Origin of the sequence: Vibrio splendidus (assembly GCF_001557875.1) — a bacterium.
GTDB classification, from domain to species: domain Bacteria; phylum Pseudomonadota; class Gammaproteobacteria; order Enterobacterales; family Vibrionaceae; genus Vibrio; species Vibrio splendidus_F.
This window is the reverse complement of the sequence record NZ_LNRF01000003.1, coordinates 106,895-120,341: the sequence shown is the minus strand read 5'-3', so window position 1 is coordinate 120,341 and position 13,447 is coordinate 106,895. Positions and strand designations below refer to the sequence as shown.

General features: G+C 44.2%; 13 protein-coding genes. All 13 read left to right on the top strand.

Annotation, left to right across the window (positions count from 1 at the left end; translation table 11 throughout):
* The first annotated feature begins 194 nt into the window (after window positions 1-194).
* The 13 genes from nrfB to ATB74_RS10030 all read left to right on the top strand — a co-directional run bounded on the left by nrfB (window position 195) and on the right by ATB74_RS10030 (window position 13,427).
* Window positions 195-779, top strand: a complete 585-nt coding sequence (gene nrfB / locus ATB74_RS10090; RefSeq protein WP_017101427.1) for a cytochrome c nitrite reductase pentaheme subunit — start codon at window positions 195-197, stop codon at window positions 777-779.
* Between the two features lie 3 nt (window positions 780-782).
* Window positions 783-1,469 carry a cytochrome c nitrite reductase Fe-S protein gene (gene nrfC, locus ATB74_RS10085; RefSeq protein ID WP_060982429.1) on the top strand — a complete coding sequence of 229 codons (687 nt, stop codon included), beginning with the start codon at window positions 783-785 and terminating at the stop codon, window positions 1,467-1,469.
* Between the two features lie 2 nt (window positions 1,470-1,471).
* Entirely contained in the window at window positions 1,472-2,446 is a 975-nt protein-coding gene (gene nrfD / locus ATB74_RS10080; RefSeq protein ID WP_061018352.1) for a cytochrome c nitrite reductase subunit NrfD, read from the top strand.
* Window positions 2,447-2,577: 131 nt separating this feature from the next.
* Window positions 2,578-4,494, top strand: a complete 1,917-nt coding sequence (locus tag ATB74_RS10075) for a heme lyase CcmF/NrfE family subunit (protein WP_061018350.1) — start codon at window positions 2,578-2,580, stop codon at window positions 4,492-4,494.
* Window positions 4,475-5,032, top strand: coding sequence for a DsbE family thiol:disulfide interchange protein (locus tag ATB74_RS10070; protein WP_060982432.1), 558 nt, complete (start codon window positions 4,475-4,477; stop codon window positions 5,030-5,032). Before ATB74_RS10075 ends, ATB74_RS10070 begins: the two co-directional genes overlap by 20 nt.
* Window positions 5,026-5,466 carry a heme lyase NrfEFG subunit NrfF gene (nrfF, locus tag ATB74_RS10065; RefSeq protein ID WP_061018349.1) on the top strand — a complete coding sequence of 147 codons (441 nt, stop codon included), beginning with the start codon at window positions 5,026-5,028 and terminating at the stop codon, window positions 5,464-5,466. Before ATB74_RS10070 ends, nrfF begins: the two co-directional genes overlap by 7 nt.
* 89 nt (window positions 5,467-5,555) lie before the next feature.
* On the top strand, window positions 5,556-5,732 hold the full coding sequence (locus ATB74_RS24270) for a hypothetical protein (RefSeq protein ID WP_060982434.1): 177 nt from the start codon (window positions 5,556-5,558) through the stop codon (window positions 5,730-5,732).
* Window positions 5,733-5,980: 248 nt separating this feature from the next.
* The gene (locus ATB74_RS10055; protein ID WP_009848836.1) at window positions 5,981-6,577 is read left to right on the top strand and encodes a GTP cyclohydrolase II; all 597 of its coding nucleotides are present in this window, start codon (window positions 5,981-5,983) and stop codon (window positions 6,575-6,577) included.
* Window positions 6,578-6,753: 176 nt separating this feature from the next.
* Window positions 6,754-8,013, top strand: a complete 1,260-nt coding sequence (locus tag ATB74_RS10050) for an imelysin family protein (RefSeq protein WP_060982435.1) — start codon at window positions 6,754-6,756, stop codon at window positions 8,011-8,013.
* Window positions 8,014-8,123: 110 nt separating this feature from the next.
* The gene (locus ATB74_RS10045; protein ID WP_061018347.1) at window positions 8,124-9,512 is read left to right on the top strand and encodes a di-heme oxidoredictase family protein; all 1,389 of its coding nucleotides are present in this window, start codon (window positions 8,124-8,126) and stop codon (window positions 9,510-9,512) included.
* A 159-nt stretch (window positions 9,513-9,671) separates the two neighbouring features.
* Window positions 9,672-10,733: an imelysin family protein gene (locus ATB74_RS10040; RefSeq protein WP_060982437.1), complete on the top strand. Its 1,062-nt coding sequence runs from the start codon at window positions 9,672-9,674 to the stop codon at window positions 10,731-10,733.
* Window positions 10,723-11,808 carry a DUF1513 domain-containing protein gene (locus ATB74_RS10035; protein WP_061018345.1) on the top strand — a complete coding sequence of 362 codons (1,086 nt, stop codon included), beginning with the start codon at window positions 10,723-10,725 and terminating at the stop codon, window positions 11,806-11,808. The genes ATB74_RS10040 and ATB74_RS10035 overlap by 11 nt, the downstream gene beginning before the upstream one ends.
* An 80-nt stretch (window positions 11,809-11,888) precedes the next feature.
* Window positions 11,889-13,427 carry a L,D-transpeptidase family protein gene (locus ATB74_RS10030; protein ID WP_061018343.1) on the top strand — a complete coding sequence of 513 codons (1,539 nt, stop codon included), beginning with the start codon at window positions 11,889-11,891 and terminating at the stop codon, window positions 13,425-13,427.
* The last annotated feature ends 20 nt before the right edge of the window (window positions 13,428-13,447 follow it).

Below are 13,447 nucleotides of genomic sequence, written 5' to 3'. Positions count from 1 at the left end.
CTTCACAGATTAACCCATTCAAATTTCGTATTACCCAATTGGAGGTATATTCTAACTGTAGAAAGCGTTGTGGCTTATCCAAAATAAGAATTGATATCATTTAAACGATAATAATATCGTTTAAGGGTACTTTTGTTTAACCGGAATATTATTTAGTTGAGAGTTAAATAGTGCCGGTATAAGGAAAGGATAAAATGGGCAATATTAAATTGGCCATAGTCATAATGCTTAAATCCCTTCTAGCATTCTGCCTCTATGGTTATTCCATTCATGCTGTTGCTGAGCCTGCTGTTACGCCAGTAGGAGAGTCAACAAGACATGAAGTCGAATTAATACGTGACAAAGACTACAAGTGTGTTCAATGCCATAAAGATTCAAAAGAAACGGTATTGGGTTCACATGGTGAAAGTGCACACGCTTTACTTGGTCGTGAAGTAAATTGTACCGACTGTCATAGTTCTATTAGCCCCGATCACCGTGAAGGTGCGCCTGAAGTGGTGAAGTATCGCGCGGCTCAATCACAACCGGGAACCGAAAAGGTATTCCTAGACCCTAGCTTAATTTTAGATGCCAATAGCCAATGTATAGATTGTCACAAACCGGATGATCTGCGTGAAGCGAGTTGGACCCACGATGTTCACGCGCAAAACTTAACGTGTTCAAACTGCCATGATGTTCATGCGACTGAAGCAAAGGTGTTGGGCTTAGATAAAAAGCAAACCATCAAGCTGTGTGTGGATTGCCATTCAGACTTCAACCAGAAGAAAGAAGAGGAGTAATCTATGAGCTGCTCAAGAAGAAACTTTTTAGCAGGCGCTGGTGCCGTTATCTTCACCACTGGTGTTGCTGGAACGGCGGCAGTAACAAGTCGTAAAACATTGGCTAATGTTCAAGAAGATGGTGCCAAGCGTTATGGAATGATTCATGACGAGACCGCTTGTATTGGTTGTACTGCTTGTACAGAAGCGTGCCGCGAAGTGAACAAAGTGCCTGAAGGTGTATCGCGCTTAGAAATTATTAAGAGCGAGCCTCAAGGCGAATATCCAAATGTTGATTACCGTTTTACTCGTAACTCTTGCCAACATTGTGATAACGCGCCGTGCGTGATGGTATGCCCAACAGGCGCGGCCTATAAAGATGAAAAAACTGGCATTGTTGATGTGCATAAAGAGAAGTGTGTCGGTTGTGGTTACTGTTTGTTAGCGTGCCCGTATCAAGTGCGTTTCTTCCACCCAGAGAACAAATCGGCCGATAAATGTAACTTCTGTCGCGATACCAATCTTGCACAAGGGAAGTTGCCTGCTTGTGTAGAATCGTGCCCGACCAAGGCACTAGTATTTGGCGATCTAAATGACCCTAAGAGTGAGATAAACCAGGTGCTTAAATCTGAGGTGGTTTACAGAGATAAAGCTTATCTAGGTACTCAGCCAAAACTCTACAAAGTGCCACACCAAAAAGGGGAGATCTGATTATGAGTGCATGGGACACAGCTTTTCAGTCTGGTACCGTGGTATGGGACTGGATTATAGCAATCTATCTATTTCTCGCGGGGATGTCGGCAGGTGCCGTAATGATCTCCATTTACCTAAAACGTAAGGTCATTGAAGGTGATCCTGCTCATAATGGTGTGTTAAAGGCCACGGCTTTTCTTGCGCCATTTGGGATCATTTCAGGTCTGTTGATCTTGGTCTTCCACCTAACAAAACCGTTATCATTTTGGAAGATCATGATCTTCTATAATCCAACGTCTGTGATGTCGATGGGTGTGATTTTATTTCAAGTATATATGGTGATCTTGTTCCTTTGGATCGGCATTATCTTTCGAGATCAAATAGTCACATTCTTAAACGACCAAGCATGGTTAAAAGGGCGACTCGATTTCGTAGGTAACTGGATTGGCAAATTAGAAGTGTTTGAGAATGCTTTGGAAATCTTCTTAGCTGTTCTTGCTCTGATGCTTGCCGCTTATACCGGATTCTTGTTGTCAGCTTTGAATACCTTCCCACTATTGAATAACCCAGTTTTGCCGATTTTGTTCTTATTCTCGAGCTTATCTTCAGGAGCGGCGGCGTGTATTTTATTTGGTGTGTTGGTCTTTAAAGAATCACCTCATAGCCCGAGTATTTCATGGATCCACGGATTCGAACGTCCGGTCGTGATGTTTGAGTTGTTTGTTCTTATTACTTTCTTTACTGGGCTTATCTTCGCTGGTGGTCAAAGTGAGCAAGCAGTATGGAACGCAATTGGCAGTGGTTTCTGGGCGAGTTGGTTCTGGTACGGCGTCATCGGTGTCGGCATGGTTCTACCGTTGTTGCTGAATGCCGTTACACCAACCTCGATCCGCCATAGCTCGGTGTATATTTTTTCTGTGACTTCGCTAAGCCTAATGGGTGTATTAATGCTGCGAACTTTTGTCCTTTATGCAGGGCAGTTAACGATAGCTTAATTTCGCTCAAGTTAATGAATAAGCAGATGTTGGATACTGAGCATCTGCTTACTAATTCTCTGTTTCTTTGAGTAAAGAAGCTAATAATGGTTTAACTTGGCTCTGCTTAGGTGGAGCCTTATTGAGGTGATATGGTCGGTTCTTTGGGGCTGTTTAGTTTAGTGTTGGTTGCTGTACTCAGTAGCATTATTGGTGTGCATTCGTTTTATCAAATGCTAAACAAACGGACGCAAAATATAGGTTTAATCCGCAGTTTCTCTCTTTCAAGTGCGCTGTTCTCTCTCACTTCTGTCGCATTGCTTGGCTACGCTTTTGTCAGTGATGACTTCTCTATCTTATATGTCGCTGAACATTCCAATACTCAATTACCCTCATTTTTTAAGCTAGCAGCCGTATGGGCGGGCCATGAAGGTTCCTTGTTATTTTGGGTGCTGACGATCAGTATCTGGTCTGGCGTTATCGCCTTACAAAAACACTATTCGGATGAATACCAAAGCCGTGTGTTGTGGGTAATGAATCTACTGCTCGCGATATTTGCTTGGTTCACCTTATTCGCATCAAACCCATTTGAAATGAATTCGATTTTGCCGCTAGAAGGGCGTGACCTAAACCCAATGCTGCAAGATGTTGGGCTGATTTTTCACCCTCCATTACTTTATCTTGGCTATGTCGGCTTTTCTGTGGTGTTGGCGTTTGCCGTTGCAGCCTTACTGGTAGATCCAATTGAGTTTGATTGGGTTGCCCATTGTCGAAGTTGGTGTTTGGTCGCTTGGATCTTTTTAACCGCAGGGATCATTCTTGGTTCGTGGTGGGCTTATTACGAATTAGGTTGGGGTGGCTGGTGGTTCTGGGATCCTGTTGAAAATGCCAGCTTGTTGCCGTGGCTTACTTCGACCGCTTTGCTGCACAGCCTAGGCGTTGCAAAGGGCAAGCAACAACTACTGAAATGGTCTCTCAGTCTTGCTTTTATTACGTTTTGTTTGAGTATCTTAGGCACCTTTATTGTTCGTTCTGGCGTACTTACATCGGTACACGCTTTTGCTGTTGACCCAACCAAAGGTATCGCACTGTTGCTTATATTGGTTTTGGTACTGGTGAGCTCATTTTCTCTGCTTATCGTTAGAGGGGAATCTTTTGAATCAAGCCCTATTACCAGCTTCGCCAGTAAGAGCTTTTTGAGTTTAGTCGCGGTACTCATTTTTGTTCTCGCAACAGCCGTGGTCGTTTTCGGCACATTTTATCCAATGGTATTTGAACTGCTTGGACTGGGTAACATATCGGTAGGTGCGCCTTACTTTAATCTATTGATTGCACCTTTGGCGTTGCTTGCGTTAGCCGTCTTAGGCTTAGCCCCTTTGTTGAGTATTAAGCCTCAAGCGTCGAAAGGCGCCATTATGTTGATAGCTCTAGCATCTATTTGTCTCGGGTCCGCCTGTTACGTTTTGCAAGTAGACAAGATTCAAGTGATGGCTCTGATGACATGGTCACTCGCATTTTGGGTTTTATTCACTCACGTTTATGGCTTGGCAGTAACGCACAGTTCCAAGTTCCAACGCAAAGTCTGGGTGATGACCTTTGCTCATATTGGAGTTGCGGTATTAGCGGTAGGTGCTGCCATGAATAGCTACCACTCGTTTGAGCGCAGCTATAAGTTAAGCCTGGGCGCAGAAGTTGAATTCATGGATTGGACGCTTTCTCATCGTGATACTGAGCTGTATGTCGCTTCAAATTTTACCGCAGAGAAGGCGATACTTAACCTAGAGTCAGGCGAGCAGAGCTTTTCTATTTCGCCGGAAAGAAGACACTACCAAGTTCGAGTCATGAACATGAGTGAGCCCGCAATGAAGTGGTTCTGGCATGGCGATGTTTATATCACCATGGGAGAGAAAGTAGACTCAACAGCCTATGCATTCCGTGTTCAGTACAAGGCGTATGCGCGTTGGATTTGGTTTGGTGGGTTGTTCTCCATTCTCGGCGCTTTACTCTCATTAACTCATCGTAAAAAGAAAACCGTAAAGGCGTCACAGTATGCATACCAGCGTTCGTAACAAGCTCATCACGTTAATTGTCTTGGCATTAGTGATGGTGTTGGGGTTTGCCTTTGCACTCAATAATAAGCAGCAATCCACGACTGTGTCGGAGCAGAAGAGGGCATTTCCAGAATTCGTGTCTACTGCGTTAGCCAATAGTGAAGGCATCAGTAGCAAACAGGAAATTACGTTGACTGATGTCACTCAGCATCCTTATCAACTAGTGAATGTATGGGCGTCGTGGTGTGGTATCTGCAAAACCGAACATGCTTTTTTGCTCAAACTTCATGACAAAGGCATTCCAATTGTTGGGCTCAATTATCGAGATAATTCTGCGGCAGCAATTAATGTGCTATCAAACGACGGCAATCCGTATTCAACGGTGATCAGTGATCCTCAAGGTAAGCTAGCGTTAGAGTTGGGCGTAATTGGCACCCCTGAAACGTATCTGGTCGACGCTGATGGCCAAATTATTAAGAAGTTACTGGGCGTGATCAATGAATCCGTATGGCAAGAAGAACTTGCGATGTATTTTGATGGTGTGAATCGATGGTGAAGTCTTTAATACAAACACTCGTTATGTTGTCTACGCTTATGTTTGTTAGTTTTCCGACTTTGGCGGAAGACTTGTTTACAGCCAGTAATAAGGACACGAGTATTCAAGTTGAACTCTTTGAGTTTGAAAACCCAGAACAGCAGCAGCGCGCTATTACATTGGCAAAAACGCTACGTTGTCCGCAATGCCAGAACCAAAACCTGATTGAGTCGAACTCTCCGATAGCAAAAGACTTACGCCTCGTTGTATTCAATATGGTGAAAGCAGGGCAGAGTAATAATGAAATTACTCAATATATGACAGAAAGGTTCGGTGAATTTGTGCTCTATAAACCGGCAATGAGTGTTTCAAACTTATTACTTTGGCTACTTCCGAGCCTATTACTTCTTTTATTTATATATCTATCAGTAAAAAGTGTTAGAAAGAGCTCATAAAAATTATGTATTACTGTTTACCAATTGACCTGTATTTTGTAACATTAAAGGATTATAAAGGCTAAGCACTGTTATATAAGGATGTATCTGTGGATAACGTAATCTCAAATTTAAAGAAAGAGTTCCATACTCATGTCCGTTCTGACAAATGGGCAGAAAAATACAGTGCGAAATCGAGCATTTCTACGCTTACTCAAGAAGAGTTAGCTGAATTAGAAAACGCTTGGGTTCAACTTGTCATCTGGAAGCAAACTCAAGTAAGTTGATCGTTCTGTAAAAAGTGTAGTCTTAGCCGCAACTGATTAATTTATAACCCCATGTTGGTCATCCCAATATGGGGTTTTTTGTTACCTGAAAAATTATTGTTATAATATAACAATTTGTGCGTAGTCGACCTTGAAAAAAATTGTTAACAGCCTCATAGTGTCTATCATTAGATAGTTAGCTACAAAATATTGCCTAGACATATAATGTAGTGTCGTTAAACACATCGAATTTTCAAGTGAGTATAGCTATGGCGGAAGTGCGTGCCAGAATAGATTTCAAAGTAGGGGTAACAAGCAGTATTGATGCTGAACTTCTGTCTTTTCATGGATTGAAAACAGACAAAGAGCATGTTGCTGTGATATTTAAATCAGCAGATAAGACACAAGACATACCTCTAGTTCGTATGCACTCTGAGTGCCTTACTGGAGATGTTTTCCATTCTTCTCGCTGTGACTGTGGCGAGCAGCTAGACGAAACCATTAGAATTATGGGTGAGACGGGCGGCGTGATTCTTTACTTACGCCAAGAAGGTCGTGGTATTGGTTTATACAACAAAATCGATGCATACCGTCTGCAAAGCGAAGGTATGAACACTTACGAAGCCAACAACCACTTAGGCTTTGGTGATGACTTACGTGATTTTACTGAAGCAGCGGAAATGTTACGCGCTTTAGGCACCACAAAAATCCGTTTGGTGACTAACAATCCTAAGAAAATCAATGAACTTAAATCCTTTGGTATTGAGATTGAAGAAGTGGTGAACACCTCTGCTCATATCAAATCGGGTAATGAAAGCTATCTGAAGGCGAAAGTTTCACACGGTAAGCATAACCTAGATATCTGATTCGCTTGCTTGTTGCGCTTAACATAAAAATGTTTAAAGACCTCACATATGTGAGGTTTTTTTGTATTTATCTTGCAATAAAATTGTAAGTTTGTATTATTCAAATCCGTAGTGCAAATGATAATGGTTTGCACTATTACTACGAATAATAATTTAAAGCTCAACAAGGATGCTTCATGACCATTAAATCTTTAGTGACAAAAGCAGTAACTTCGTCACTCATTTTTGCCTCTGCTTCTTCTTTTGCAGCAGTAACTCAAGATCAAGTTGTAGAACACTATGCAGATATTGCTCATGCCGTGTTTGCCGATTCCGTAATTACAGCCAAAGCGTTGAACTCTTCTATTGATACCTTCTTAGCTTCTCCTTCTGCTGGCAACTTTGAACAAGTAAAACAAGCTTGGCTTGAGTCTCGCGTACCATACCAACAGTCAGAAGTATTCCGCTTCGGCAACGCTGTTGTTGATGATTGGGAAGGCCAATTGAACGCATGGCCACTAGATGAAGGCCTGATTGACTACGTATCTTCTGATTACCAATATGAGCTTGGTAATGAAGGCGCTAGCGCAAACATCGTGGCTAACAAGACTTTCCAAATTGGTCAGACTACTGTTGATGCAACTAACATTACTCCAGAGCTAATCGCAGACTTGAACGAGATCGGCGGTTCTGAAGCGAACGTAGCGTCTGGCTACCACGCAATTGAATTCCTACTTTGGGGCCAAGATTTAAACGGCACAAACAGCGGTGCAGGTGAGCGTGCTTACACTGACTTCGTTGTTGGTGCCGAGTGTACTAACGGTAACTGTGACCGTCGTGGTGCATACCTAAAAGCATCTGCTGAGCTACTTATCCAAGACCTAGAGTGGATGGAAAAGCAGTGGGCTGAAGGCGAGAAAGGTAACTACCGTCAAGAACTGCTTTCTGAATCTAGCGAAAACGGCCTACGTAAAATGCTATTCGGCATGGGTTCACTTTCTCTAGGTGAGCTTGCTGGTGAGCGTATGAAGGTGGCACTAGAGGCGAACTCTACTGAAGATGAGCACGATTGCTTCTCTGATAACACGCACAACTCTCACTACTACAACGAGCAAGGCATCTACAACGTTTACACGGGTCTATACAAGCGTGAAGACGGTACTCTGCTTTCAGGTCCTAGCCTGTTTGACCTAGTAGAGCAAAAAGATGAGCAAGCTGCGAAAGAGATCCAAAAGCAGTTTGACTTAGCACGTGCACAAGTTGGTCAACTCGTCACATCTGCTGAGAAAAACAACCAGCACTTCGATCAGCTAATCGCGGCTAACAACGCTGCGGGTAATGCACTAGTAAACAAAACAATTGTTGCGCTAGTGTCTCAAACCGCTGCAATTGAGCGTGCTGCGGGTGTGATTGGCATTGATAGCCTAAACCCAGATACGGCTGATCACGAGTTCTAAGAACCCGATCAGAAACTAATGTAAGGGCTCTGATAGAGCCCTTAATTGTTTCCTAAGAAAAAAGCCACTTCTTTATAAAAACTAAAACCAAAAACACAGCAAGGCAATGTATGAAGTCGTATCTATCAGCCTCACTATTAACCGCACTGTTTTTCTTAGCTCCATTACATGCCCATGAAACCTACTCAGGTGGCAAAACAACCGTGAAGAAAGAGGGAGCAAACGCTTTTTCTCTTCCTGCTGCCAACCTACCAATGAGCAAACGCTTAGATTTCAGTGTAGGTAACAGCTTCTTTAGAAATCCTTGGGTTCCTGCACCGTCATCAACCGATGCGCGTGATGGGTTGGGGCCACTATTTAATACCAACGGTTGTCAAAACTGCCATATCAAAGATGGTCGAGGTCATGCGCCTGAAAAAGGTGATGAGAACGCGGTATCCATGTTGGTTCGCTTGAGCATTCCGGCGGAGACGCCAGAGCAGAGACAAGCCTTTATTCGCGATGGTGGTATTCCAGAGCCAACTTACGGCGGTCAGCTACAAGACTTTGCACTTCAAGGGGTAAAACCAGAGGGCAAGGTGAACATTAGTTACACAGATGTGCCTGTTACCTTCAAAGACGGCACGGTTGTTACTCTGCGTAAACCAACATTAAAAATCACTGAACTCGCGTTTGGTGAAATGCACCCTAAAACAGAATTTTCGGCTCGTGTTGCACCACCAATGATCGGCCTAGGTCTGCTTGAGAGCATCCCACAAGAAACGATTCTTGGCTTCGCGAAGCAACAAGCTGCGGACAGCCAAGGCGTAACAGGCAAAGCCAATTACGTTCTTGATGTTCAAACTAACGAAATGGCGTTGGGTCGATTTGGTTGGAAAGCCGGACAGCCAAACCTAATGCAACAAAATGCAGCAGCATTTAACGGTGATTTGGGCTTAACAAGCAGTTTGTTCCCGAACGAAAACTGCACATCAGCTCAATCAACCTGTGATGATTTTCCAAATGGTGGTGAACCTGAAGTCAGCGATAACATCCTAGATTTTGTTGAATTCTATTCTCAGCATCTAGCGGTACCTATTCGTCGTAACGTTGATAACCCTGCGGTTGTTCAAGGTAAAAAACTGTTCAAAGATATTGGTTGCCAAAGTTGCCACCAAGCTGAAATTCGCACAGCAGAACGTGAAGGCTTACCTGCGTTGTCTAAACAGCTAATCAGCCCATATACCGATATGTTACTGCACGATATGGGAGAAGGCTTAGCCGACAATCGCCCAGAGTACCTAGCGAATGGACGCGAGTGGCGAACTACGCCACTGTGGGGCTTGGGTTATACAAAAGAAGTGAATGGTCATACGTTCTTACTTCATGACGGCCGTGCAAGAAACGTTATGGAAGCGGTACTTTGGCACGGTGGAGAAGCTGAAGTGGCGAAACAGGAAGTGTTGTCGTTAAGTAGCAGCGAACGCGAAGCACTGCTGTCGTTCTTAGATTCTCTATAAGCTGTCTTGAACTCAGTTGAGCCAACGGCTTAATGAGCGAAGCAAGTAGCGAACAAATGACTGACTACCGCTGAACTTGTAGCAATACGAGCGCAGCGGTAGTTTTCATATTTAATGAACTCATAGAATTAGAAAAAAATTAGGAAGTAAGGTAACAGCATGGCTCAGAAATTATTGTTAATGCCTTTGTCGGTATTGGTCATGGCAGGCTGTCAATCGTCAGGTGAGCAAGTTGCTTCCTCTGAGGTTAACGGTTTGTCTTACCAAGCAGACACTACAGCCCATATTAGTCGCAGTGTTTATCGACAAGAGTTTGATTCTGCGGTGCTATTCGCGAAGCAATCGAGCGAATTAGAAGCTCTGATGCAAGGTTACTGTGAAACGGATAACGTTGAGTTAGACGCTTTGAAAACTCAATGGCAGATCACAATGAACAGCTGGATGGCATTGCAAGGGCAAGAGCGCGGCCCAACAGCGGCATTAGAGGAGAGCTGGAATGTTCAATTCTGGCCAGACAAAAAGAACACCACCGGTCTAAAAATGCGCCAACTGACTCAGCAAGATAAAGCTTGGTCTCAAGGTGAAATCGCACAGCAGAGTGTGACTGTTCAAGGTTTAGGTGCGTTGGAGTGGTCTCTGTACGACGAGCAATCCCCATTACTGCAAGACAAAGTGTCTGGTTGTCTATCTTCACAAGCGATCGCACAAAACTTGGCAATGAAATCTGCCTCTATCGCTGAAGCTTGGCAGGTTAACCCTTGGCTAGCGCTAGACGAGATGCGTTGGGAATCTGAATACATCGCTTTATTGACCAACCAACTTGATTACAGCATGAAAAAGCTGAGTCGTCCGATGGCTAAAATTGGTCATCCGCGTCCGTATTTCTCAGAATCATGGCGTGCTCAAACCTCGATGACTCAACTGAAAGCCAATGTAGCGGCGCTTGAGAAACTTTACCTCGCAGATGGAGATGGTCTCGATAGTTTGTTGAGAGAGAAAGGCTTAAATGACCTTGCCGATCGTGTTGCTGACCAGTTTACATTGACGCTAGATACTTGGCCGACGGATTCCAGCTTGTTTGCTCTGCTGCAGAGCAAAGAAGGTTACCGCGAGGTGCTGACTCAATACAACAAGCTAGAACGTTTGAAGTACCTGATTCATGAAGAAGTGGCGATAGAGCTTGGCGTTGTAATAGGATTTAATGCTACCGATGGTGACTGATACTACACGAAGAACCTTACTGAAAGCAGCACTTGGGTGTGCTGCTGTGCCTGTGCTGCCGTTCGGATGTGCTAGCCGTTCAGGTGAAAACTCATTGAACAAACCTCAGTTGATTGGTTGTGCGCTTAATGGCCGTGGCCAGTATTCCGCGGTTGTGGCTGATGAGTATGGCATGCCACTGAGCCAGCTACCTATCCCTGAGCGTGGCCATGGCGTCGCAATTTGCCCAACCTCATCACATGCGGTGGTTTTTGCCCGTCGTCCTGGTGACTATTTTATGGTGTTTGACTACAAAAACGGTCAGCAGATCAAAATGGTGGTGAAAGGTAACAACCGCCACTTCTATGGTCATGGCGTTTACTCATTAGATGGCACACTACTGTATGCCACTGAAGGGAAAACCGACACCAGTCAAGGCGTGATTGGCGTCTACGATGTCGCACAAGGGTATCGAAAGGTCGAGGAGTTCAGCGGTTTTGGTATTGGGCCCCATGAGGTGATCATCATGCCTGATGGTAATCTCGCGATAGGCGTTGGTGGCGTTCATACTGATGGCAGAACACCGAAAAACTTGGATTCAATGCAACCAAGCTTGAGTTATGTTTCTCCTGAAGGTGTGTTACTTGATCAAGTTGAATTGATGGATAAAAAACTGAGCATTCGACACTTAGCGCATGATGGGGCAGAGACTGTACTTTGTGGCCAGCAATATCGCGGCGAACCGGATGAATACCCCTCACTTTTGGCGATGCACATCAAAGGTGGGCAGTTTGAATCATTGAATGCGGAGCCGGAGCAATGGGCAAGGTTCAATCATTATATTGCGAGTATCGCAGCCTCAGATGATTGGATTATCGCGACCTCGCCAAGAGGGAATTGCTACGGTATTTGGTCTAAAGAAACCAAAGAGTTAGTTGAGCTGTCGGCATTGTCTGATGCTTCTGGCGCCGTGCTGTTGGATGGTGAGTTCCGATTAAGCTCTGGGGCGGGAAGTGTGGTTAGTCAGCGCAAGCCTTATGAGAAATCAACTCAGCAATCATCGATCCAATGGGATAACCATTGGAGCTCAATCTGATTCATAAAGCCTCTTAAAAATAACATGCTTACTCCCATTTCTTTGCCATACTTATGGGATGGTTGGTGATGGAGTTAAGCATGTTCGCGAAATACTTCTGTGGGTTATTAGTTTTAGTTTCTGTGCACACATGGAGCTATACGAGTTCTGATGAAGGTCGTTTCTTTCCGGCTGATTCAGAGCTATCTTTCATGCTGATTTATCCCGAACTAACCCAGAGCATTTATCAAGACTCATCTCTCCCTATTCTTTGGGATTCGCCTGAACTAGTTAAGGCATTCGAATTTCAATTGTCGCTGCTCGAACAAGCACAAATGGCACCACTCTTTGAACGACAACTCAAGCAAATCCGTCACTATCAATCCCATGCACAATGGCAAGAGTTGGACATCTTACTCACCGACACCTTTATCTACTATTTAAGCTATGTTGAAAACGCACCATTTGCCGGTAAGGAGTGGTATTTCTCAGGTAAGCTGCATTCCAAATTACCTCCACCGTCCCCCCATATTTTGATGAGACTAAAAAGCAGTGTCGCCAATGATTACTTATTGGAGATGGTGCTGTCTTACGCACCGCCAGTAGGGGATTTTGACCAATTCAAAGCAACCTATTCTGTGTTAGAAACCGCGTCTGAACTCGATATTGAGCGGTACAGACAGAAAGGCTTAAAACGCTTGGGGGATAAGCTTTCAGACAAAGTGGTTCTTGTTGAGCGCATTGCGTTAGTCGGCGTGGATACCTCTATGATTGCTGTCGATTTCCCTGTGTTTGATCGAGATCTGCAAGTGGCGATTCAGTCCTTCCAGCGCATGCACGGCTTAACTGCGGATGGGATTATTGGGCCAGACACGATCAAGTGGATCAACATGAGCTTCGATGATCGATTGAGCTCTTTGGCTTTGAATGCAGAGCGTGTTCGCTTGTGGCCAAGGAATAGAGACTCTCTTATAGTAGTCAACGTGCCTAGCTTTGATATGAAGTATTGGGAAGATGGCGAAGAGGTATTTGAGTCTAAGGTCGTCGTGGGAAGAAAATCGCGAAAAACCCCGCTTTTAGAGATAAACCTCGATTCTGTCATTCTAAACCCGACTTGGAATGTGCCATGGAAAATCATGGTCAAAGATATCCTGCCCAAAGTAAAAGCGGACGAAAGCTATTTAGAGACACACAACTTCCAAGTCATTGATGGCTGGCGTACCATGGAAACGGTCGATACCACCGAGATAGATTGGCAGACCATCAATTTCAATTCATTCCCATATCGAATGCGTCAACAGGCAGGTTCGCGTAATGCATTAGGTTTGTACAAGTTCAACACACCTAACAAAAGAGCGATCTATCTGCACGATACGCCAAGTAAAGGTCTGTTTAATGATGACTTCCGTGCTTATAGCTCAGGTTGCATACGTGTCGAACATGCAGAAGAACTTGCTGAGTTATTGTTTGCCACTAAGGTAAGGAAAGTACCGAACCAAAATGATGACCTTGCTCCGAACACTAAGGTTCGCCTCAAAAAGCGAATTCCTGTGCATATCATCTATCAAACCGTGTTGTTTGAAGAAGGGGGCATACAGTACCGTGGCGATATCTACCAATATGATAAAGAGGGTGGTTGATTGAAATGTGTTCAATAAAG

What these genes read in the sequence shown, in the direction of transcription:
- nrfB (WP_017101427.1), top strand. Translation starts at nt 195, where the DNA reads ATGGGCAATATTAAATTGGCCATAGTCATAATGCTTAAATCCCTTCTA.
- nrfC (WP_060982429.1), top strand. Translation starts at nt 783, where the DNA reads ATGAGCTGCTCAAGAAGAAACTTTTTAGCAGGCGCTGGTGCCGTTATC.
- nrfD (WP_061018352.1), top strand. Translation starts at nt 1,472, where the DNA reads ATGAGTGCATGGGACACAGCTTTTCAGTCTGGTACCGTGGTATGGGAC.
- ATB74_RS10075 (WP_061018350.1), top strand. Translation starts at nt 2,578, where the DNA reads ATGGTCGGTTCTTTGGGGCTGTTTAGTTTAGTGTTGGTTGCTGTACTC.
- ATB74_RS10070 (WP_060982432.1), top strand. Translation starts at nt 4,475, where the DNA reads ATGCATACCAGCGTTCGTAACAAGCTCATCACGTTAATTGTCTTGGCA.
- nrfF (WP_061018349.1), top strand. Translation starts at nt 5,026, where the DNA reads ATGGTGAAGTCTTTAATACAAACACTCGTTATGTTGTCTACGCTTATG.
- ATB74_RS10055 (WP_009848836.1), top strand. Translation starts at nt 5,981, where the DNA reads ATGGCGGAAGTGCGTGCCAGAATAGATTTCAAAGTAGGGGTAACAAGC.
- ATB74_RS10050 (WP_060982435.1), top strand. Translation starts at nt 6,754, where the DNA reads ATGACCATTAAATCTTTAGTGACAAAAGCAGTAACTTCGTCACTCATT.
- ATB74_RS10045 (WP_061018347.1), top strand. Translation starts at nt 8,124, where the DNA reads ATGAAGTCGTATCTATCAGCCTCACTATTAACCGCACTGTTTTTCTTA.
- ATB74_RS10040 (WP_060982437.1), top strand. Translation starts at nt 9,672, where the DNA reads ATGGCTCAGAAATTATTGTTAATGCCTTTGTCGGTATTGGTCATGGCA.
- ATB74_RS10035 (WP_061018345.1), top strand. Translation starts at nt 10,723, where the DNA reads ATGGTGACTGATACTACACGAAGAACCTTACTGAAAGCAGCACTTGGG.
- ATB74_RS10030 (WP_061018343.1), top strand. Translation starts at nt 11,889, where the DNA reads ATGTTCGCGAAATACTTCTGTGGGTTATTAGTTTTAGTTTCTGTGCAC.